Annotated in this window: 18 protein-coding genes and 1 tRNA gene; 10 read left to right on the top strand and 9 right to left on the bottom strand. The window is 73.1% G+C overall.

The window, feature by feature from the left end:
* The first annotated feature begins 189 nt into the window (after positions 1–189).
* From E7744_RS11925 to E7744_RS11905, 5 genes are all read left to right on the top strand, one after another.
* Positions 190–897 carry a metal-dependent transcriptional regulator gene (locus E7744_RS11925; protein WP_137774302.1) on the top strand — a complete coding sequence of 236 codons (708 nt, stop codon included), beginning with the start codon at positions 190–192 and terminating at the stop codon, positions 895–897.
* A gap of 323 nt (positions 898–1,220) precedes the next feature.
* Positions 1,221–2,141: a C40 family peptidase gene (locus E7744_RS11920; RefSeq protein WP_246858437.1), complete on the top strand. Its 921-nt coding sequence runs from the start codon at positions 1,221–1,223 to the stop codon at positions 2,139–2,141.
* 299 nt (positions 2,142–2,440) lie between these two features.
* A complete protein-coding gene (locus E7744_RS11915; RefSeq protein ID WP_137774301.1) occupies positions 2,441–2,935 on the top strand; it encodes an HNH endonuclease in 495 nt (164 codons plus the stop codon).
* Positions 2,936–2,975: 40 nt separating this feature from the next.
* Positions 2,976–3,296, top strand: a complete 321-nt coding sequence (locus E7744_RS11910; RefSeq protein ID WP_137774300.1) for a hypothetical protein — start codon at positions 2,976–2,978, stop codon at positions 3,294–3,296.
* On the top strand, positions 3,293–5,176 hold the full coding sequence (locus E7744_RS11905; protein ID WP_210417108.1) for an ABC transporter ATP-binding protein: 1,884 nt from the start codon (positions 3,293–3,295) through the stop codon (positions 5,174–5,176). Before E7744_RS11910 ends, E7744_RS11905 begins: the two co-directional genes overlap by 4 nt.
* 107 nt (positions 5,177–5,283) lie before the next feature.
* On the opposite strand, the gene E7744_RS11900 is transcribed toward E7744_RS11905, so the two are convergent.
* From E7744_RS11900 to E7744_RS11865, 8 genes are all read right to left on the bottom strand, one after another.
* On the bottom strand, positions 5,284–6,657 hold the full coding sequence (locus E7744_RS11900; protein ID WP_137774299.1) for an LLM class flavin-dependent oxidoreductase: 1,374 nt from the start codon (positions 6,655–6,657) through the stop codon (positions 5,284–5,286).
* A 247-nt stretch (positions 6,658–6,904) separates the two neighbouring features.
* Positions 6,905–8,668 carry an ABC transporter ATP-binding protein gene (locus E7744_RS11895; protein WP_137774298.1) on the bottom strand — a complete coding sequence of 588 codons (1,764 nt, stop codon included), beginning with the start codon at positions 8,666–8,668 and terminating at the stop codon, positions 6,905–6,907.
* The gene (locus E7744_RS11890; RefSeq protein WP_137774297.1) at positions 8,665–9,546 is read right to left on the bottom strand and encodes an ABC transporter permease; all 882 of its coding nucleotides are present in this window, start codon (positions 9,544–9,546) and stop codon (positions 8,665–8,667) included. The genes E7744_RS11895 and E7744_RS11890 overlap by 4 nt, the downstream gene beginning before the upstream one ends.
* Positions 9,547–9,576: 30 nt before the next feature.
* A complete protein-coding gene (locus E7744_RS11885) occupies positions 9,577–10,602 on the bottom strand; it encodes an ABC transporter permease (RefSeq protein ID WP_137774296.1) in 1,026 nt (341 codons plus the stop codon).
* Complete coding sequence (locus tag E7744_RS11880; protein WP_246858436.1) at positions 10,599–12,107, bottom strand: ABC transporter substrate-binding protein; 1,509 nt, start codon at positions 12,105–12,107, stop codon at positions 10,599–10,601. Before E7744_RS11880 ends, E7744_RS11885 begins: the two co-directional genes overlap by 4 nt.
* A 492-nt stretch (positions 12,108–12,599) precedes the next feature.
* A complete protein-coding gene (locus tag E7744_RS11875; RefSeq protein WP_137774294.1) occupies positions 12,600–13,349 on the bottom strand; it encodes a sulfite exporter TauE/SafE family protein in 750 nt (249 codons plus the stop codon).
* A 34-nt stretch (positions 13,350–13,383) separates the two neighbouring features.
* A tRNA-Arg gene (locus E7744_RS11870) sits at positions 13,384–13,460 on the bottom strand.
* 50 nt (positions 13,461–13,510) lie between these two features.
* Complete coding sequence (locus E7744_RS11865; RefSeq protein ID WP_168199813.1) at positions 13,511–14,272, bottom strand: hypothetical protein; 762 nt, start codon at positions 14,270–14,272, stop codon at positions 13,511–13,513.
* A 79-nt stretch (positions 14,273–14,351) separates the two neighbouring features.
* Between E7744_RS11865 and E7744_RS11860 the strand changes: the two genes are divergently transcribed.
* The 4 genes from E7744_RS11860 to sucD all read left to right on the top strand — a co-directional run bounded on the left by E7744_RS11860 (position 14,352) and on the right by sucD (position 19,483).
* On the top strand, positions 14,352–14,555 hold the full coding sequence (locus E7744_RS11860) for a zinc-ribbon domain-containing protein (protein WP_137774293.1): 204 nt from the start codon (positions 14,352–14,354) through the stop codon (positions 14,553–14,555).
* 66 nt (positions 14,556–14,621) lie between these two features.
* Complete coding sequence (gene pcrA, locus E7744_RS11855) at positions 14,622–17,117, top strand: DNA helicase PcrA (RefSeq protein ID WP_137774292.1); 2,496 nt, start codon at positions 14,622–14,624, stop codon at positions 17,115–17,117.
* 242 nt (positions 17,118–17,359) lie between these two features.
* Entirely contained in the window at positions 17,360–18,532 is a 1,173-nt protein-coding gene (gene sucC, locus E7744_RS11850) for an ADP-forming succinate--CoA ligase subunit beta (protein WP_137774291.1), read from the top strand.
* Between the two features lie 15 nt (positions 18,533–18,547).
* A complete protein-coding gene (gene sucD / locus E7744_RS11845; protein ID WP_137774290.1) occupies positions 18,548–19,483 on the top strand; it encodes a succinate--CoA ligase subunit alpha in 936 nt (311 codons plus the stop codon).
* 458 nt (positions 19,484–19,941) lie between these two features.
* On the opposite strand, the gene E7744_RS11840 is transcribed toward sucD, so the two are convergent.
* Positions 19,942–21,078 (bottom strand): VIT1/CCC1 transporter family protein, encoded by a 1,137-nt coding sequence (locus E7744_RS11840; RefSeq protein WP_137774289.1) that lies wholly within the window; start codon positions 21,076–21,078, stop codon positions 19,942–19,944.
* 66 nt (positions 21,079–21,144) lie between these two features.
* Here E7744_RS11840 and E7744_RS11835 point away from each other — a divergent pair, with 66 nt between their 5' ends.
* The gene (locus E7744_RS11835) at positions 21,145–21,552 is read left to right on the top strand and encodes a YidH family protein (RefSeq protein WP_137774288.1); all 408 of its coding nucleotides are present in this window, start codon (positions 21,145–21,147) and stop codon (positions 21,550–21,552) included.
* The last annotated feature ends 10 nt before the right edge of the window (positions 21,553–21,562 follow it).

Below are 21,562 nucleotides of genomic sequence, written 5' to 3'. Positions count from 1 at the left end.
TCTCCCGCATCGACCCGGCGCGGCCGGATCCGTGTCGTCGCGGCCGCCGGCCCCTGCTGCCACGGTCCGGTCCCGGCGTCCGGCGGCCCGGCTAGGATGGATCCCGGACTCCTCCGCGCGTGCCGTCCCCGGTCCGGGGCCCGGGCCGGTCGTGGGGGAGCAGGGGACCTGGAGAGGAAGCAGCCGGACGTGACGGACCTGATTGACACCACGGAGATGTACCTGCGGACCATCCTCGAGCTGGAGGAGGAGGGGATCGTCCCGCTGCGTGCGCGCATCGCCGAGCGGCTGGAGCACTCCGGCCCCACCGTGTCCCAGACCGTGGCCCGCATGGAGCGCGACGGCCTCGTCCACGTCACCACCGACCGCCACCTCGAGCTCACCGAGGTGGGCCGCGAGAAGGCCGTCGGCGTGATGCGCAAGCACCGCCTGGCCGAGCGGCTCCTCGCGGACGTCATCGGCCTCGACTGGGCGTACGTGCACGAGGAGGCCTGCCGCTGGGAGCACGTGATGAGCGAGAAGGTCGAGCTGCGCCTGCTGGACCTGCTCGGCCATCCGGTCGACTCCCCGTACGGAAACCCCATCCCCGGACTGGGTGAGCTCCGCGACCCCGCCGCCGGCGGCGTGCCGGCCCTCGAGAGCGGGGAGCCGCTGTCCGTGGTCGGCCGGCAGCCGGGCCGCTACACGGTGGTGCGCCTGACGGAGGCCATCCAGACCGATCCCGAGCTGCTCGCGGAGCTCGCGCTGGCGGGGGTTCGCCCGGGGCAGGAGATCGACGTGGACACCCGCGACGGCTACATCACCGTGCGCGCCGCCGGCGCGGGCGAGGGTGCAGTGGCCCTGGAGGTGTCCGAGGACGCGGCGGTGCACATCCGGGTCGAGGCCCGCACGGCCTGACCCGGTCGCCAGGGCCGCTTTCGTGATCTTCGTCACGCTACGGGCAATCGTTCCGTGATGTTGTGGAGGAGTGAACTCCCGCGGATTTCTGCGGTTCTTGGTGGCAGTTTCCAGAGAATCATCACGTCGTGCACAGGCCGCCGTGACCTCGGTGTGACATTTATAAACGTTTGATATACCTTGGACCCCGGCGCTCCGGCCGGGTCCCGGCGGCTGCGCCCCACCGCAGGCTTGCCATCCCCCCGCAGTCCCGGTGTCCCAACAGCAGTCGTCATCATGGCGGGGGCCGGTCCTGCCCGGCGGCACGTGAGAGAGGTACATCCGTGTCGAAGCGCCACTCCGAGGCCCGCCACCGCGCCACCCCCGCCGCCGCCAACCCGCTCGGGGCCATCTCCCGGGCCGTGTCCTCCAACGCCGGCACCGTGGGCCGCCAGGCGGCCGTCGTGGCCGCAGCCTCCGGACTGGTCCTGACCATCGGCATGCCCGCCCAGGGCGCTCCCGCCGTGCGCGAGACCACCAGCATCCCCGCCCCGGGCCTGGACATCGAGCGCGCCGCGGCCGTCACCGCCGTCAACGTGGCCGCCGCCAAGGACGTGAAGGTCGAGCTCGACCGCGCCTCCCTCGACTCCACCCCGGCCCCCGAGCCGGAGCCCGAGCCCGTCGTCGAGACCCCGGCCGAGCGCGAGCCGGTCGCCGAGGTCGCCGCCCCGGTCGCCCAGGAGCGGACCGCCGAGCGCCCGGCCCGCGCCGCGCAGGCCGAGCGCCCCGCCCGTGCCGAGCAGCCGGAGCGCCGCGCCGAGACCGAGCGCCCGGCCGAGGCCGAGCCGGTCCAGCGCGCCTCCCAGTCCACGGTCACCGAGCAGGCGGCGCCCAAGCCGGCCCCGGAGTCCTCCGGCACCGGCCTGAGCGGCGTCGTGTCCGCGGCCTACGCCGGCGTGGGCGTCCCCTACGTCTACGGCGGCAAGACCACCGCGGGCTGGGACTGCTCCGGCTTCGTGGCCTGGGCCTACCGCCAGGCCGGGATCACCATCCCGTCCCAGACCTCGGCCATCCGCTTCTCCGGCAAGTTCGTGCCGACCTCCAACCCGAAGCCGGGCGACCTCGTGTACCAGAACGGCGGCGGCCACGTCGGCATCTACGTCGGCAACGGCATGATGATCGGCGCCCAGAACCCGTCCGTGGGCACCTTCCTGCACCCGGTCACCCGCAACCCGCTGCTGGGCTACTACACCTACGTCGGCTGACGACCGACCCCTCGCGGCCCCGCGCCGCGTGACGACCACGCCGAGGGCCCCTCCGGGAGACGGAGGGGCCCTCGGTCGTCCCCGGCCGCCGGCGGGCCCGGGCGTGAATGCCCCGTGAAGACACCGTGAACACTGCTCCCGACACGCCCGATGGCGGGGGACGCCGTGACGGGCGGGCGCGGCCCGGGCGTATCCTGATGCTGATCGTCCCCCGATGCACTCCGCAGACGCCGGATGGCCGGGGTCGTCCCGGCCGACGATCCGGCGCGCGCGGCACCCACGAGCCGCGAGGTACCCCCATGCGCACTCTGGTCCTGAATGCCGGCTACGAGCCGCTGTCCGTCGTCAGCTACCGGCGTGCCATCCTGCTGGTGGTCACGGGAAAGGCGAGCGTGCTCGCCGATGGCGGGGACCCCGTCGTCGGGCCCACCTGCACGCTCCGCCGGCCCGCGGTGATCCTGCTGAACCGCTACGTGCGCATCCCGCACGCCGAGACCGCGGCCGTCTCCCGGCGCGGGGTGCTGCGGCGGGACGGGCACCAGTGCGCGTACTGCGGCCGCGCCGCCACCACGGTGGACCACGTCCACCCCCGCTCGCGCGGCGGCGAGGACTCGTGGGAGAACCTCGTGGCGTGCTGCCTGGCCTGCAACAACGCCAAGGGGGACCGCTCGCTCGCCCAGATGGGCTGGAGCCTGCGCGTGGCGCCCGCCCGGCCGCGCGGACCCCAGTGGCGCATCCGGGAACTCGAGCGACCGGCGGAGCAGTGGACGGACTTCCTGGCCCCGGCCGCCTGAGCCCCCCGGCGGTCCGCGCGCTGCCGCCTAGACTGGGACGGTGCCCCAGGACGATCCCACCCCCCTCCCGCCGGACCCCGCCGAGGGGGCCGGCACCGACTGGCCCCGGCGGCTGATGGCGGCCCTCGAGCTCGACGGCGCCAGCCCGGATTTCGCCCGCCTCGCGCGCACCGCACGCCTCGCCGCGGCGGCCTCCGGTGAGGACGACGACGCCGCGGCCACCGCGTTCCTCGCCGGCTACGCCGCGGGGCTGGCCGAGGGGATGGGGCAGGCCGGCTTCGACCGGGCCCACCGCGCGTCCCTGCGCGGGATCGAGCGGCTGCTGGCCGCGCGCGTGGAGGGAGGCGACGCCGCGCCATGAGCATGGAACGGGCCGCGATGATGTCCATGTACCGGATGAGCAGCGGCTCGGCCACCGCCCAGACGAAGCTCCGCCCGGGCACCGTGAGGCGGACCCTGGCCTTCGCCGGTCGCTACCGGGGCAAGCTGGCGTTCTACCTGGTGCTGTCCGTGGCCGGGGCGGTCCTGGGGGTGGCCTCGCCGGTCCTCGCGGGAGGGGTGGTCAACGCCATCGTGGGCGGCCGGGACGCCGGGCTGGTGGTCCGCCTGGCGCTGCTCATCGCGCTGGTGGCCGTGCTGGACGCCGCGCTGGGCGTGGTGACCCGCTGGCTGTCCTCGGACCTCGGTGAGCGGATCATCTACGACCTGCGCACCGCGGTGTTCGACCACGTCCAGACCATGCCGATCGCCTTCTTCATGCGCACCCGCACCGGGGCCCTCGTCTCGAGGCTCAACAACGACGTGATCGGGGCGCAGTCCGCCATCTCCCGCACGCTGTCCGGCGTGGTGATGAACCTCGTCTCGCTGGTGCTCACCCTCGGGGTCATGCTCTCGACCTCCTGGCAGGTCACGCTGGTCTCCCTCGTGCTGCTGCCGGTCTTCCTGCTGCCGGCCCGGCGGATGGGCCGCACCCTGGCGGAGCTGAGCCGGACCCGCGCGAACCACAACGCGGCGATGGGCGACCAGATGACCGAGCGGTTCTCCGCGCCGGGCGCCACCCTGGTCAAGCTCTTCGGTGACCCCGGGCGCGAGTCGGCCGAGTTCGCCTCGCGTGCCGACCGGGTGCGGGCCACCGGGGTGGGGATCTCGGTGCGGCAGTCCGTGTTCACCACCATGCTGACGCTGGTCTCCGCCCTGGCCCTGGCCGCCGTGTACGGCATCGGCGGACTGCAGGCGATCGCCGGGACCCTCGACGCGGGCGAGGTCGTCACCCTCGCCCTGCTGCTGACCCGTCTGTACGCCCCCCTGACCGGCCTGGCCAACGCCCGGGTGGAGATCATGAGCGCGCTCGTCTCCTTCGACCGCGTCTTCGAGATCCTGGACCTGGAACCGCTGATCCGCCAGAAGCCCGATGCACTGCCCATCCCGGGCGGGCCGGTGACCCTGGAGGTCGAGGACCTGCGGTTCTCCTACCCGAGCGCCGAGCAGGTCTCCCTGGCCTCCCTCGAGGACGTGGCGGTGCTCGACCGCCGGGGCGGGGCGGAGGTGCTGCACGGCGTGTCCTTCACCGTCCAGCCCGGGCAGACGTACGCGCTCGTGGGCACCTCCGGGGCGGGCAAGTCCACGATCGCCTCCCTGCTGGCCCGGCTCTACGACGCCGACGCGGGCGCCATCCGCTACAACGGCCGCGACGTCAGGGACACGACCTTCGCCTCCCTGCAGGCCACCGTCGGCATGGTGACCCAGGACGGGCACCTGTTCCACGACACGATCCGCGGCAACCTCACCCTGGCCCGCCCCGATGCCGGGGAGCAGGAGATCTGGGACGCGATCGACCGGGCCCGGCTGCGCGAGGTCGTCGAAGGGCTGCCGGACCGGCTCGACACGGTCGTGGGGGAGCGCGGTTACCGTCTCTCGGGCGGGGAGCGCCAGCGGATGACGATCGCCCGCCTGTTGCTGGCCGAGCCGCGCGTCGTGCTGCTGGACGAGGCGACCGCCGCGCTGGACTCCACGTCCGAGAAGGCCGTCCAGGCGGCGCTGGCCGAGGCGCTGACGGGCCGGACCGCCGTCGTGATCGCGCACCGGCTCTCCACCATCCGCTCGGCCGACCGGATCCTGGTGGTCGAGGACGGCCGGGTGGTCGAGGAGGGCCCGCACGAGGAGCTGCTGGCCGCCGGCGGCCGCTACGCCGAGCTGTACCGGACCCAGTTCGACGACCCGTCCCCGGCGCCGCGGGGCTGAGCCGGACGGGTGCCGGCACCGCGGTCGGGCACGGCACCGGCCGGCGTCCAGAGGGTCTCGGTCGGGACGGGGCCGGCCCGGCCATGCCCCGGTGACGGCCGGTCCGATCAGGCCCCGGCCGCGGCCGGGGTGAAGGCTCCGCGGTACCGGGCGCCCGGGTGGTCGTCCGGCAGCCGGTCCCGGCCGAAGACCTTGTGCCGCAAGGTGCCCTCGGCGTACTCGGTCTTGGCCAGGCCCCGGCGTTGGAGGACCGGCAGGAGCTTCTCGTTGAACTCCTCGTAGGTCCCGGGCAGGCGCCAGTTGATGAGGTTGATCCCGTCCACCCCGGCCTCCTGCCAGGCCTCGAGCTGGTCCGCGACCTGCTCGGGCGTCCCCGCCGCGTAGCCGCGCCGGATCCGGCCGTTGGCCAGGTCGGCCAGGGTGGGCTCCCGCTCGGGCGTGGCCCGGCGCAGCCACTCCACGTGTGCCTGGCCGCCGTTGTTCGGGATGTCGATGAGGCGGGTGTCCTCCGGGAGCCGCGTCCCGTCCGGCAGGATCCCGAGGGAGGCGTGCGTGAGGAAGCCGGTGACCGAGGCGTACTCGAGATAGTCCTGTTCCCGGGCCCGCACGTCCGCCTCGGTGTCCCCGAGGACGAGGGACAGGCCCTGGAAGAACTTCACGTCCTGCGGGTCGCGTCCGGCCTCGGCCACCCGGGCCCGCACCCGCTCGATGTGCTCCCGTGCCACGCGCGGATTCGGCGTCATGATGAACTGGCACTCGGCGTGCTGGGCGGCGAAGCGGATGCCGCGCTCGGAGCCGCCGGCCTGGAACAGCAGGGGCGTGCGCTGCGGGGACGGCGAGGGCAGGTGGGGTCCCTCCACCGAGTACCGCGGGCCCTCGTGGTGGATCTTGTGGATGCGCGCCGGGTCGGCGAAGCGCCCGCCCGCCCGGTCCCGGAGCAGGGCACCGTCGTCCCAGGACCCCTCCCAGAGCTTGTAGACCACGTCGAGGTACTCGTCCGCCCAGTCGTAGCGGGCGTCGTGGTCCACGAGGGCCGGCAGGCCGAAGTTGCGGGCGGCGTTCTCCTGGGTGGAGGTGACGATGTTCCACGCCACCCGACCCCGGGAGAGGTGGTCCAGGGTCGAGAGCTGGCGGGCGAAGTTGAACGGGTGGTTCTGCATTACGTTGGACGTGGTGGCCAGGCCGATGTGCTCGGTCACGACGGCCAGCGCGCCGAGCAGCACGGTCGGGTCGTTGGAGGGGATCTGCAGTCCCTCGTGGACGTTGTCCGTGTACTGCCCGCCGGCGGGCCCGTAGAGACCGGAGACGTCGGCGAAGAACATCGCGTCGAACAGTCCCTCCTCCAGGGTGCGGGCCAGGTCCAGCCACAGCCGCAGGTCGTTGAACTCGGACTGGCGGGCCTCGGGGTGGCGCCACTGGCCGTGCTGGATGTGGGAACCGGTGTTCATGAGGAAGGCGTTGAAGAACAGGGGCGCGCTCATGCGGTGGTCTCCTTCGGGGAGGCGGGGGTGGACGTGGTGGCGAGGGTCGGGGACGTGCCGGAGGCGGTGCCGCCGGGGCTCGCTGCACCCACGGAGACGGGAGCGATGCCGGTATCACCGGTGAGCCGTCGCTGCCCGATCTCCCGGGCCCGCTAGGTCAGCGGGTGGTGGCTGGACAGGACGCGCGCAGTGCGCCAGTGCCGGTCCAGCCGCCGGAGGTCCGGGGTGGTGTCCTGGATGGTGGCGCTCATGCGGCTCCTCCGGTGGACACCGACAACCGCGGAGCGGCGTCGAGCAGGGCCTGGGTATAGGGGTGGCTGGGGCGGGCGAACACCTGGTGGGCGCGCCCGGCCTCCACGACCCGCCCCTGGCGCATCACCACGATCTCGTCGCTGACGTGCTGGACGACGCCTAGGTCGTGGGAGATGAAGAGGTAACTGAGGCCGAACTGGCGTTGCAGTTCGTCCAGCAGGTCCAGGACCTGGGCCTGGATGGAGACGTCCAGGGCGGAGACCGGCTCATCGCACACGATCACCTCCGGGCCGGAGGCCAGGGCGCGGGCTATGGCCACGCGCTGGCGCTGGCCGCCCGAGAGCCGCGCCGGCCGCCGGCGCAGGTGGTCCGCACCGAGCCCCACGGTCTCCAGCAGTTGCACGACCTCGTCCCGTCGGTCGGCGCCGGAGAGCGCGCCGCCGTCGATGAGGGCATCGGCCAGCACCTGCTCCACGCTCCACTGGGGATCGAAGGATCCCAGGGGGTCCTGGTAGATCGAGGCGATGCGGCGACGGTGGGGCCGGCGCTCGCGCTCCGTCATCGCGCTCCAGTCCTGTCCCCGGAACCGGACCGTGCCGGCGTCGGGACGGGTGAGGCCCAGGGCCATCCGGGCGATCGTGCTCTTGCCGGAGCCCGACTCACCGACGATGCCGAGGGTGGTGCCGCGCGCGAGGGAGAACGAGACGTCGTCCACGGCCACCCGCTCGCTGCGGTCGGGATTGCGGAAGGCCTTGCGCAGTCCGGTGCCGACCAGCAGGGGTTCGGTCGCGGCGGCCTCGTCGGTCGCCACCGGCTCGAGGCCCCGGCGGGACGCGATCAGCCGGTGCTGTCGGTCGGAGGTGGCCACGGGGCTCTCCGAGAGGGCGGTGCCGCGGGGCCGGCCGGTGGGGACGGCGCGCAGCAGTCGCCGGGTGTAGGGGTGCTGCGGGTCGGCCAGGATCTCGGCGCTCGGGCCGGTCTCCACGATCCGGCCGGCCTGCATGACCGCGATCCGGTCGGCGAGATCCCCGACGACGGCCAGGTCGTGGCTGATGAGCAGCAACGCGGTGCCCTGGTCCTTGAGGCGGGCCAGCAGGTCCAGGATCTGCCGCTGGACGGTGGCGTCCAGGGCCGTGGTCGGCTCGTCGGCGACGAGCAGCGGTGGGTCGAGGGCGATGGCCGTGGCGATCAGGGCGCGCTGGCGCAGCCCGCCGGAGAGCTCGCCGGAGCGCTGGTGGAGCCGTTGCCCGGGATCCGGGATGCCGACGTCGTCGAGCAGCTGCAGGACCTTCGCCCGGCGCTGGGACCGGTCGAGGCGCGTGTGCAGGCGCAGGGCGTCGTCGATCTCGCGGCCGATGGGGCGCAGGGGGTCGAGCGAGACGAGGGCGTCCTGCAGCACGTAGCCCACCTCGGCGCCGCGGACCCGGCGCCACTGGCGCGGACCGTTGGCGAGCTGGTCGACGCCGCCCACCTCGAGGGCATCGGCCGAGACGAGGGCGTTGTCCCCGGTGAGCCCGATCAGGGAGCGGGCCGTGACGGACTTCCCGGATCCGGACTCGCCCACGATCGCCAGGCACTCGCCGGGCTGGATCTCCAGGTCCACGCCGTGGACCGTGGGCACCGCGTGGCGACGGTCGCCGAAGGCCACGGAGAGGTTCCGGACCCGGGCCGCGGCGGCGGTGCCGGCCGGCGCCGTGACCGTTGGCGCCGGCGGCGCCGGCCTGGTGTCCTCGGGCGTGGATTCGGTGGGCTGGGTCATGACTGCTCCTTGAGCTTCTGCTGGAGGCCGTGTCCGAGGACGGTGGTGGCGGCTGCGCTGAGAACGATGAACAGGCCGGGGAACAGGGTGATCCACCAGGCGATGGACATGTACCCCCGGCCGGCCGAGAGCATGGCCCCCCACTCGGGGGCCGGCGGGGTGGCGCCGAGGCCGAGGAAGCTCAGCGACGATGCCCACACGATGGCCTGGCCCACGCCCAGCGTGGCGAGGATGAACAGGGGGGCGGCCACGTTCGGCAGCACGTGCCGGCGGAGGATGAACCAGCGCGAGCGACCCTGGACGATGGAGGCCTCCACGTAGCCCGACCGCTTGATCGACTGCACCTGGGAGCGGATCATCCGGGCGTACCCGGGAGCCGTGGACAGGCCCACGGCCAGGGTGGTGGTGACCACGCCGGGGCCCAGGATCGTGATGACGAGCAGGGCCAGCAGCAGGTTGGGGAAGGCGAAGAGCACCTCGAGGAGGCGGTTCACGCCGTAGTCCACCGCCCTCGATCCCCAGCCCGCGAGCGCCCCCAGCGCGAGCCCGAGCCCGACGCCGATCACGGTGGCCAGCACGCCGATGGACAGGGAGTCGCGGGCGCCGTGGACGACCCGGGTGAACACGTCGCGGCCGGACTCGTCCGTGCCGAACCAGTGGGCGGGGGAGGGGGCGGCGAACGCATTGGCCGGTTCCATGGCCAGCGGGTCACCGGGGGTCAGCAGGCCGGGGGCGAGGGCCGCGGCCGCCAGGAGGGCGACCACCGCCGCGGGGAGGAGGACGGCGGGGCCGGGGCGCCGGCGTCGTGGACCGGCGGGTGGGGTGGGCGGGGCCGCGAGGGCGGTGGACGGCGTGGTGGCCGGAACGGTCTGGGTCATGGCTGCCTTCGGGGATGCGGGGTGGGACGCTCAGGCGTCGCGGAGGCGGGGGTCGGCGAGGCGTTCGGCGAGGTCGCTCAGGAGCGTGACCACCACGTAGACCGCGGCGATCAGCAGCACGACCCCGAGGACCACCGGGACGTCGCGGATGGTGACGGCCTCCAGCAGGGTGCGTCCGAGTCCGGGACGGGCGAACACGGTCTCCACCACCACGGCGCCGGAGACCAGGGAGCCGAAGGCCCAGCCGGACAGGTTGATACCGGGCAGGGCGGCGTGGCGCAGGGCGTGGCGCAGGCTCACCCCGGTCTCGGCCTCGCCGCGGGCGCGGGCGGACAGGGCGAAGGGGGAGTGCATGGCGGTGAGCATGGACTCGCGCATGGACTGGCCGAGGAACCCGGCCAGCGGCACCGCCAGGGTGACCACGGGCAGGACGAGGCCCTCCACGCCGGGAGCCCCGGAGGTGGCCGGCAGCAGCTGCAGGTTCACGCTGAACACCAGGATGAGCACGGTGCCGAGCCAGAAGTGCGGGACGGCGGCGGAGACGATCTCCAGCACGTTCGCCACGAGGGCGGCCGTGTGCCCCGAGCGGACGGACCACAGGGCCAGCGCGAGGGCGAACGCCCACGCCGTGGCCAGCGCGAGGGCGGCGAGCAGCAGGGTGTTGCCGACCTGCTCACCGAGGACCTCGGCCACCGGCTGGCGCAGCTGGTAGGACTGGCCGAGATCGCCACGGAGCAGTCCGAGCAGGAACGTCCCGTACTGGACCAGGACGGGACGGTCCAGGCCGTACAGTTCGCGGGTCTGCTGGCGGACCGCCTCGGTGGCGTTGTTGCCGGGCCCACCCAGGAGCGCGTCCACGGGATCGCCGGGCACCAGGCGGAGGGCGAAGAACGAGATGGTGGCCACGGCCCAGAGGACGAAGGCGGCGCCGGCGACCCGCGTCAGCACCCAGCGGGCCGTTGAGGTGGCCCGGGCGCGGCGGCCCGGACGGCCGGTGGCGGCGGGTCCCGCGGGGTCGGCGGCAGCTGGAGCGGGGGTGGGCAGGATGGCGGTCATGGGCGGTCCAACCAGGTGTCGTGGAAGATGGGCATGCCGAGGGGCGAGGCGAGCCGGACGCCCTCGACGTCGGCGCGGATCCCCAGGCGGGTCTGCTGGTCGAAGATCGGCAGGTTCAGGTACTGGGCGTGGATGGCGTCCTGGGCGGCGGTGTAGGACTCCCGGCGTTCCTGCTCGTCGGCGGTCGTCGACCCGGTGTCCAGGAACTGGTCGATCCGTTCGGCCTCGGGCCCCTCGAGGCCGTGGTTGTTGGCGTGGTAGCCGCCCTCGATCACGGAGGGGATGTTGTCCGTGTGGTGGGTCAGGTTCAGCACGGCCGGCGAGTTCTTCGTGTAGTACATCGGCGCCAGGTCGTAGTCCCAGGCGTAGCGGCGCTCGTTGAAGGTGGACTGCTCCTCCTGGCTGATGAGCAGCTCGAAGCCGACCTCCTTGGCACTGGCCTGGAACTGCTCGAGCACGGCGACCGGGACGAGCACGGACTCCGTCTGCAGCACGGTGGCCGAGAGCCGCCGGCCGTCCTTCGTCCGGTAGCCCTCGGCGTCACGTTCGGTCCAGCCGGCCTCGTCCAGCAGCGCGTTGGCACGCGCGACATCGGTGGCGAAGACCTCCGGCTGCTGGAGGTCGTACTTCGTGATCGAGCTGAGCACCGCGTTGGAGCGCTCCACCGTGCCGAGGAAGATGCTCTTGAGTGCGGCATCCACGTCCACGGCCCGGGTGAAGGCCTCCCGGACCCGCCGGTCGCCGAAGGGCTCCTGCGTGGTGTTGAAGGTCAGGTTGACCACGTGCCCGGGCCGGGAGCCGATCAGCGTGTCCAGGGCCGGGTCCGCGTCCGCCGCGATCGCGTCCTGGGGCTGGATCACGTCGATGACGTCCACCTCGCCGGCCTGCAGGGCGGAGAAGCGGTTCGCGTGGTCCGGCAGGAACCGCCAGACGATCCGGTCCAGGTAGGCCGGCCCGGAGTGCCCGGCCGTCGGGGCGGGCGTGTGGTAGTCCTCGTTGCGCACCAGGACGATCTGGCGCTGCTTGCTCCAGCTCTCCACGGTGAACGGGCCGGTGCCGACGGGGGACAGGCAGTTCTCCTCCATGCCGCGGGCCAGCGCCTTCTGGGACTGGATGGGCACCCAGACTTGGGCGAAGTGCTCCAGCAGGGCGTTGTCCGGTGAGGAGAGGTGCAGCCGGGCGGTGAACTCGTCCACGACCTCCACGGACTCGACCTTCTCCACGGCGAGGATCGCGGTGGAGGACAACGTGGCGGGGTCCTTGATGTACTCGACGTTCTCCCGGATGGTCTCGGCGTTGAGTTGCTGGCCGTCCGTGAAGGTCACGTCGTCCCGCACCGTGATGTCCAGGGCGAGCCGGTCCTCCGACCACTCCCAGGACTCCGCGAGCCAGGGGCCGATCTCCCCGTCCTCGTCCTGGTGGAACAGCGGCTCGAGGTACTGCGTGGAGACCAGGGCCTGCGGGACGTTGCCGGAGACGATCGGGTCGAGGCAGGCCGGCTCCACGTCGCCGGTGGCGTAGGTGAGGGTGCCCCCGCGCCGTGGTTCGCCGGTAGGTTCCCCGGCCCCCGTCGCCGGATCGCCACAGGCCGTGAGCGCCAGCAGGCCGGTGAGGAGGAGCCCGACGGCGGCCGTGCTCCGGCCGGGGAACCGCGTGCGGGCCCGGCGGGCGCGGACCTCCCTCGGCGTACCGGGACGTGTCCCGGGGCGCGGGAGCGGGTCGGGGGTGTGCGGGCCCGGGACGGCTGTCCCGAGGTACGCCGGCTGGCGATTCTCCACTGGTCCTCCTGTGCGGTGGGGTGCGGTGGCACCTGTCTATCCACCGCCCGTCGAGGCGGCCAAGGCGGGCTTCATCAGGAGTGATGCGGGTGACACGGGATGTCGTCCGGGCGGTCGCGCGACGACTCCGGGGGACCGGCGGGGACATGCGGGGTCATCTGCGGGCCGGTCCCTTGCGCCGGCCGGGCCCGGGGGATACGATCACGCGCCGCCCACGCGTCAGGCCAGCATGAGGACGCCGCGCACCACGGTCACGGCCCCGCCGAGGCCGGCGAGTGCGATGGCGACCCGGCGCGCGGCGCCGAGGGAGACGCTCCGGGACAGGCGCGTGCCCACCCGAATCCCGACGACCACGGTGGCCACGATCACGAGGAAGAACCACCACGGCGGCAGCTGGGCGGGTGCCGTGGCCCCCAGGGTGAGCTTCGCGGCGACGGAGAACAGGCCCAGGACCATGAAGGTGGGCTGCATCGTGGCGGCGAAGGCGCGCTGGTCCCACCGGGTGAGCGCGGCGTACATGACCATGGCCGGGGTGGCCACGCCGGCGCCGGTGTTCAGGAAGCCCCCGGCGATCCCGGTCCCCACCGTCAGCAGCCGCGAGCGCACGTGCGGCACGCGCGGCACCCCGAAGACCAGCCCGAGCGCCACCAGCACCACCGAGCCGATGACCACGTTGAGCCATCCGGCGTCCAGGTCCCGCACCATGAGCGCGGCGGGGACGGCGCCGAGCAGCGCCGGGGCCAGCAGGGCGGCGGCGCGCCGCCAGTGGATGTGCCGGCGCACGGCCAGCATGATGAGGAAACCGGAGACCACGGTGGTGGAGTTGGTGACGAGGACGCCGAGGGAGGGGCCCAGCAGCAGGGCCAGGACGGGGGCCACCACGAGCCCGACGCCGGTGCCGGAGAGCCGCTGCAGGGTCGAGCCGACGAGGATGGCGGCGACGGCGGCGAGGACGATGCCGGTGGTCATGCCCGGGGGCCTCCCTCGCCGTGCGCGTGCCCGCTGGTGCCCCCGACCGGAATCGAACCGATGGCCTACCCTTTAGGAGAGGGTCGCTCTATCCTACTGAGCTACGGGGGCGGGACCGGGATCCCCGCGATCACGCAGGAGTGCCCGTCCACCGGACCATCCTACGCGCTCGGGCCCCGCTGTCGTCGAACCGCGCCCGTCGTGGCCTCCCGGCGCTCGCGCACCAGCCGCCGGATCCGCCCGGCCACGAGCAGGACGACCCACAGCGTGATCGCCACCAGCAGCACCCACCGCGCGCTCGTGGAGGCCGAGGCCAGGCCCGCGCCCTGCCCGCCGGCGCGCAGGGCCGACTCGATGAGCACGTTCTCCACGATGTCCACCACGGCGAAGGCCAGCCCGGCCGCGTAGGAGGCCCAGCGCCCGATCCCGCGCGGCAGGCTCCACGCCGCCACGGCCGCCACGGACAGCCCGACCGCGACCGGGAAGATGACCCCGGCGGTCTTGTGCACCCAGTTCAGCTGCCCGTGGGCGGGATCGTCCATGGCCGCGTCCAGCCGGGCGAGGTAGCCGGCGTCGTAGGCGAACAGCGAGTCCGGCATGGCCAGCCCACCGGTCAGCTGCGTCATCTGCTGCAGCACCAGCACGTGCAGGTACACGAACATGAACACCGTGGTGCCCAGCAGGGCGGCCACGAGCATCCCCGGGCTGCCCTCCTGCCGGCCCGAGGACTCCAGGTCCTGCCGGACCTGGGCCACCGAGGGCCGCGGGTGGCGGACGGGCCCGACGGCGGCGGGCCGGGGCTCCTTGCCGGTGCCGGACCGTGGTGCGCCGGTCGCGGTGCGGGACCGGCCGGCGCCGGGCCGTGCGGTCCGGGACGCCGCCGGGGACTGGGCGCCGGAACGCCGCTTCTTCTTCTGGGACACGTGAACCTCCGGCCACGATTATCCCAGCCCGGGGGAGGACCCCCGGACCGGGCACCGGTGTGGCGCCTACGCTGGGCCCATGTTCTTCATCGTCGGCCTGGACTCCCGCCAGCAGCTCCTCGGTCCCGGGGCCATGCGGACCTGCCCGCGGTGTCACAACACCACGCAGTGGGCCCGCGCGCGCACGTTCCGGCAGCTCACGCTGTTCTTCGTGCCCGTGGCCCGCTGGGGGCGCCGGCGGGTAGAGACCTGCGGCGTCTGCGGCGCCAGCCTCGAGGCCTGAGGCCGCCGACGCGGCTGTGGACGGGCCCCGTGGGCGTCCGGGTCGCTCGGTAGACTGGAGGCCACCATGTCCCAGCATTTCCAGACGGCCCTGCCCGGCCTGTTCACCTCCCGTGCCGCCGAACCGTTCTCCGCCGACCCCGAGGCGGGGTTCGCCTCCACGGCGCCCGCGCACCGCGCCCCGACCACCGGGGAGCTGCTCGAGGGACTCAACGACCAGCAGCGGCGGGCCGTGGAGCACGCCGGCTCCCCGCTGCTCATCGTCGCCGGCGCCGGCTCGGGCAAGACCCGCGTGCTCACCCACCGGATCGCCTACGCGCTGGCCACGGGACGGGCCCGGCCGCACGAGGTCCTGGCCATCACCTTCACCAACAAGGCCGCCGCGGAGATGCGCGAGCGCATCGGCGCCCTCGTCGGGCCCGCCGCGCGCCAGATGTGGATCTCCACGTTCCACTCCTCGTGCGTGCGCATCCTGCGCCGCGAGGCCACCACGGTGGGGCTGAAGACCAACTTCTCCATCTACGACTCGGCGGACTCGCTGCGCCTGGTCACCTCGATCGCCAAGGCCCACGACCTGGACCCCAAGCGGTTCGCCCCCAAGGCGCTCCTGAACCGGATCAGCGCGCTGAAGAACGAGCTGGTGGACTGCGAGGACCACGCGATGTCCGTGGGCTCCTCCGAGCCGTTCGCCCAGGCGGTCGCCACCGTCTACACCGAGTACACGGCCCGGCTGCGCCAGGCCAATGCCATGGACTTCGACGACCTGATCGGCATGACCGTCAACATGTTCGAGGCGTTCCCGGCGGTGCTGGACAACTACCGCCGCCGGTTCCGGCACGTGCTCGTGGACGAGTACCAGGACACCAACCACGCCCAGTACCGCCTGGTCCGGCTGCTCACCGGCCCCGCCGGGGAGCCCGAGGGCGTGGAGACGGACGGCGGCGAGCTGACCGTGGTGGGCGACTCGGACCAGTCCATCTACGCCTTCCGCGGCGCGGACATCCGCAACATCGTGGAGTTCGAGCAGGACTACCCGCAGGCGCGGACCATCAAGCTGGAGCAGAACTACCGCTCCACGCAGACCATCCTGGACGCCGCCAACGCGGTGATCTCCAAGAACCCGCAGCGCCGGCCCAAGAACCTGTGGACCGCCGAGGGGGCGGGGGAGAAGATCGTCGGCTACGCCGCGGAGAACGAGTCCGCCGAGGCCGAGTGGATCGCCGCCACGATCGACCGGCTCCAGGACGAGGAGGGCATCCGCCCGGCCGACGTGGCGGTGTTCTACCGCACCAACGCCCAGTCCCGGTCCCTCGAGGAGCGCCTCGTCACCAAGGGCATCCCCTACCGGGTGGTCGGCGGCACGCGGTTCTACGACCGCAAGGAGATCAAGGACGCGCTGGCCTACCTGCGCGTGCTGGACAACCCGGACGACGACGTCAACCTGCGCCGGATCCTCAACGAGCCCAAGCGGGGGATCGGGGACCGCGCCGAGGGGGCCGTGGCGGCCCTCCAGGCGCGCGAGCGCTCCACGTTCCTCGAGGCCCTGCGCCGGGCCGACCAGGCCCCCGCCATGGCCACCCGCTCGGCGAGGGCCGTGGCCGGCTTCGTCCAGCTGCTGGACGACCTCGCACAGGTGGCCGCCTCCTCCGGGCCGGCCACCGTGCTCGAGGCCGTCCTGGAGCAGACCGGGATGCTCGAGGCGCTGCGGTCCTCCGAGGACCTGCAGGACGAGTCCCGCGCGGACAACCTCGGCGAGCTCGTGGCCGTGGTGCGCGAGTTCGAGCGCAACAACCCCGGCGGCACGCTCGGGGACTTCCTCGAGCAGGTGGCCCTCGTGGCGGACGCCGACCAGCTCCCGGACGCCCCGGACACCGAGGGTGCCGCGCTGGCCGACCGGCTGGGCCAGGTCACGCTGATGACCCTGCACACCGCCAAGGGCCTGGAGTTCCCGGTCGTGTTCCTCACCGGCATGGAGCACGGCGTGTTCCCCCACTCGCGGTCCATGACGGACGAGAAGGAGCTCGCCGAGGAGCGGCGGCTGGCCTACGTGGGCCTCACCCGGGCCCGGCGCCGGCTGTTCGTCTCGCGCGCGGAGGCCCGGTCCCTGTGGGGCCAGCACCAGTTCAACCCGCCCAGCCAGTTCCTCGCCGAGATCCCCGAGACCCTGCTCGTGTGGGAGCGCGAGGGCTCGTCCCGGCCCGGCGGCTGGGACGGCGGGTCCATCGGCGGGCACCCCGGCCAGGGCTCGCGGTACCCCCAGCGCTTCTCCGGCTCCCACTGGGGGGCCGGGACGGCCTCGAACCGGCCCGCCCGCGCGTCGGGCTCCTTCTCGGACGACGCCCGGCTCACGGTGCCGGCCCGGGGCGCCAAGCCCACCCGGGTGCAGCCGAACAAGGAGATCGTGGCGCTGAACCCGGGGGACGCGGTGGACCACGGCACCTTCGGCCGCGGCACCGTGCTGTCCCTGGCCGGCACGGGGGACAAGACGGTCGCCACGGTGGACTTCGCCGGGACGGAGAAGCGCCTGCTGCTGCGCTACGCGCCGCTGACGAAGGCGGACTGAGGCTCCCTGCCGCGGCCACGGCCGCGAGCACGGCCGATTGAGACGTGCACCGCACGGAGTGCACTAGGGTATGGGATGGAATGCCCGGGTATCCCGGGCTTCCGGCCGGCTTCCGCCGAGCCGGACACGCCTCGCCCGAGTCCCGGCGTGCAGACGCCCGGGTGCCTGGGGCGGAGCCGTGCCCAGACGCCGCCCGCGGAATCCGTGCCGTCCCCGTTTTCGACGCAGAAGGACCCCAACCCGTGGACCTGTATGAATACCAGGCGCGCGATCTGTTCGAGGCACACGGCGTTCCCGTGCTGGCCGGCATCGTGGCGCAGACCCCGGACGAGGCCAAGGCGGCCGCTGAGAAGATCGGCGGCGTGACCGTCGTCAAGGCGCAGGTGAAGGTCGGCGGCCGCGGCAAGGCCGGTGGCGTGAAGGTCGCCAAGACCGCCGACGAGGCCTACGAGCACGCCAAGGCCATCCTGGGCATGGACATCAAGGGCCATACCGTCCACCAGGTCATGATCGCCCAGGGCGCGGACATCGCCGAGGAGTACTACTTCTCCGTGCTGCTGGACCGGGCCAACCGCACCTACCTGGCCATGTGCTCCGTCGAGGGCGGCATGGAGATCGAGCAGCTCGCCGTCGAGCGCCCCGAGGCCCTGGCGAAGGTGCCCGTGTCCCCGCTGACCGGCATCGACGCCGCCACGGCGGAGCGGATCGTGGCCGAGGCCAACTTCCCGGAGGAGCTGCGCGGCAAGGTCGCCGAGGTGCTCGTGAAGCTGTGGGAGGTCTTCGAGCAGGAGGACGCCACCCTCGTGGAGGTCAACCCGCTCGTCAAGACCGGCGCCGGTGACATCCTGGCCCTGGACGGCAAGGTCACCCTGGACGAGAACGCCGAGTTCCGCCAGGCCGGCCACGCCGAGCTCGTGGACAAGCGCACCGAGGACCCGCTGGAGGCCAAGGCCAAGGCGAACGACCTCAACTACGTCAAGCTCGACGGCGAGGTGGGCATCATCGGCAACGGCGCGGGCCTGGTCATGTCCACCCTGGACGTGGTCGCCTACGCCGGCGAGAAGCACGGCAACGTCAAGCCGGCCAACTTCCTGGACATCGGCGGCGGCGCCTCGGCCGAGGTCATGGCCGCGGGCCTGGACGTCATCCTCAACGACGAGCAGGTCAAGAGCGTGTTCGTGAACGTCTTCGGCGGCATCACCGCGTGCGACGCCGTGGCGAACGGCGTGGTCAAGGCCCTGGAGATCCTCGGCGACAAGGCCACCAAGCCGCTCGTCGTGCGCCTCGACGGCAACAACGTGGACGAGGGCCGCCGCATCCTGCGCGAGGCCAACCACCCGCTGGTCACCCAGGCCACCTCCATGGACGAAGGCGCCGACAAGGCCGCCGAGCTGGCCCACCAGGCCACGAAGTAAGGACGGACTGCACACATGTCGATCTACCTGAACAAGGATTCCAAGGTCATCGTCCAGGGCATCACCGGCGGTGAGGGCTCCAAGCACACCGCGCGCATGCTGCACGCCGGGACCAACATCGTCGGCGGCGTCAACGCCCGCAAGGCCGGCACCACCGTGACGCACACGGACCAGCACGGCAACGACGTCGAGCTGCCCGTGTTCGGCTCCGTGGGCGAGGCCATGGAGAAGACCGGTGCGGACGTCTCCGTGGTCTTCGTCCCGCCGAAGTTCGCCAAGGACGCCGCGGTCGAGGCCATCGAGGCCGGCATGCCGCTGCTCGTGGTCATCACCGAGGGCATCCCGGTGCAGGACTCCGCCGAGTTCTTCGCCCTGTCCCAGCAGAAGACCGGCGCCGACGGCAAGCCCGTCACGCGCATCCTGGGCCCGAACTGCCCCGGCATCATCACCCCGGGCGAGTCCCTGGCCGGCATCACCCCGGCCAACATCACCGGCAAGGGCGGCGTGGGCCTGGTCTCCAAGTCCGGCACCCTGACCTACCAGATGATGTACGAGCTGCGGGACCTGGGCTTCTCCACCGCCATCGGCATCGGCGGCGACCCGGTCATCGGCACCACCCACATCGACGCCCTCGAGGCGTTCGAGGCCGACCCGGACACCAAGGCCATCGTCATGATCGGCGAGATCGGCGGCGACGCCGAGGAGCGGGCCGCGGAGTTCATCAAGAACAACGTCACCAAGCCGGTCGTCGGCTACGTGGCCGGCTTCACCGCCCCGGAGGGCAAGACCATGGGCCACGCCGGCGCCATCGTCTCCGGCTCCTCCGGCACCGCGCAGGCCAAGAAGGAGGCCCTCGAGGCCGCGGGCGTCAAGGTCGGCAAGACCCCGTCCGAGACCGCGCACCTGCTGCGCGAGGTCTACCCGGCCCACGAGGAGCCCTCCGCGCTCTGAGCCGCCCGGCGGGCCCCGGCCCGCCGGTCCCCACGACGACGGCCCCCTCCCGCCCGGGAGGGGGCCGTCGTCGTCCCCGCGCCCCCGGCAGGGCGGCGGGGCCGGCAGGTCCACGGTGCCCGGACACCACGACGGCCCCCCTCCACCGGGGAGGGGGGCCGTCGAGGTGATCAGGGCGGTCCCGGGCAGGGCCGGCCGCGTGGGCCGGCTGCGCCGGGGAGGCCGTCCTCAGAGGGCCGAGACGATCCAGATGATCAGGGCGATCGCGATCAGGATGCCGACGATGGTCCAGACAAGGCTGCTTCCACGCATGTTGCTACCTCCTTCTCCGCGCTCTGCGGTTGGTCACTGATTATGTGCACAACCGCAGGTCCGGGGGCAAGTTCAGCGCGACGGCAAACGCCCTAGCCGGGTCCGGATCCCGCGCGGCGGGAGGGGCGGACCCGGGCCGCTGGCGGCTAGGCGAGGGACGTGCCGAAGAGCAGCCCGAGCAGGTAGGTGACGGTGGCGGCGCCGTAGCCGATGACCAGCTGGCGCACCCCGCGCTTGAGCGGCGAGGCGCCCGAGAGCAGGCCCACCACGCCGCCGGTGCCCAGCAGGGCGATCCCCACGAGCGCGGCGGAGAGCGCGATGGCGGCGATCCCGCCCATGCCGAACAGGTACGGGATGACCGGGATGATGGCTCCCGAGGCGAAGAACAGGAAGCTGGACCCGGCGGCGTGCCACGGGCTGCCGATCTCCTCGTAGTCCCCGGACCGGTCCACCGGCCCCTGCGAGCCGTCCGGCCGGGCGGAGAAGGACGGGTTGCAGTCGCAGTCGAAGTAGCCCAGGCGCTCCTGGGCGCGGTGCACGGCGTCCTCCTCGGACATGCCCCGGGCCCGGTAGACCAGCACCAGCTCGTTCTGGTCCAGGTCCAGGTGCTCGGCCGCCTCCAGGGTGACCTGGGTGGGCGAGGAGGCCTCGAGCAGCTCGCGCTGGGAGCGGACCGAGACGAACTCCCCGGCGGCCATGGACAGGGCCCCGGCCAGCAGGCCGGCGATCCCGGTGAACAGCACCACCTGGTTGGCCACCCCGGTGGCGCCGATGCCCAGCACCAGGGCCAGGTTGGACACCAGCCCGTCGTTGGCCCCGAACACGGCGGCCCGGAAGCCCCCGGCCAGCTTCTCCCGGCCCCGGGCGGCCAGCCCGCGCACGACCTCCTCGTGGATGGCCTCGTCCGCCACCATGGCCGGCGTGGCGTGCTGGTCCTTGGCGTAGGGGGAGTCCGACTCGGCCCGCTGGGCCAGCGCCAGGACGAACACCGAGCCGAAGACCTTGGCCAGCCAGCGCAGCAGGGTGCGGTGCGGCGAGGGGGGCGGCGGGTTCTTGGCGTGGTCCCCCAGCAGCGCCCGCCAGTGTTCCTCGTGCCGGCGCTCCGCCGCCGCCAGGCCCAGCAGGATGTCCCGCTCGGCGCCGTCCTTGCGCCGGGCGATCTGCCGGTAGATCTGCCCCTCGGCGACCTCGTCCGCGAGGTACCGCCGCCAGCGGCGGATCTGGTCCCGCGTCGGCTCGGCGTCCGGCACGCGGCGCTGGGTGGGGGTGGAGGCGTCAGGCATCGAGGAAGGGCTCCGGGACTGGTCGAGGGGTCGGTCTGCCGACCCCGTCCATTCTACGATGGGGACATGACGTCACCCCAGGGAGCAGAGGACTCCACCCTGCCGACCCGGAGCCGGTTCGCCACCCGGCTCCTCGATGGCGGCCAGGAGCCCGACCCGCGGTTCACCCTGGCCAACGAGCGCACGTTCCTGGCCTGGATCCGCACCTCCCTGGCGCTGGTGGCTGGCGGGATCGCGGTCGAGGCCTTCACGGGCTCGCTGTTCGATCCGCTGACCCGCAAGCTGGCCGGGTCCGTCCTGCTGCTCATCGCCGCCCTGCTGGCCATCTCGGCGGGGTTCCGCTGGATCCGGGTGGAGCGGGCCATGCGCAACGGCCGGCCGATGCCGCTGCCGCTGGTGGTGCCCATCCTCGCCACGGGCGGTGCGCTCGTGGCGGTGGCGCTGCTGGTCTTCGTCGTGCTCCGGCCGGCCTGAGCCGGGACGC

The sequence above is a fragment of the Citricoccus sp. SGAir0253 genome, assembly GCF_005877055.1.
In the GTDB taxonomy this organism is placed as follows: Bacteria; Actinomycetota; Actinomycetes; order Actinomycetales; family Micrococcaceae; genus Citricoccus.
The sequence above is the reverse complement of the archived record's forward strand: the minus strand, read 5'-3'. Positions and strand labels throughout refer to the sequence as shown.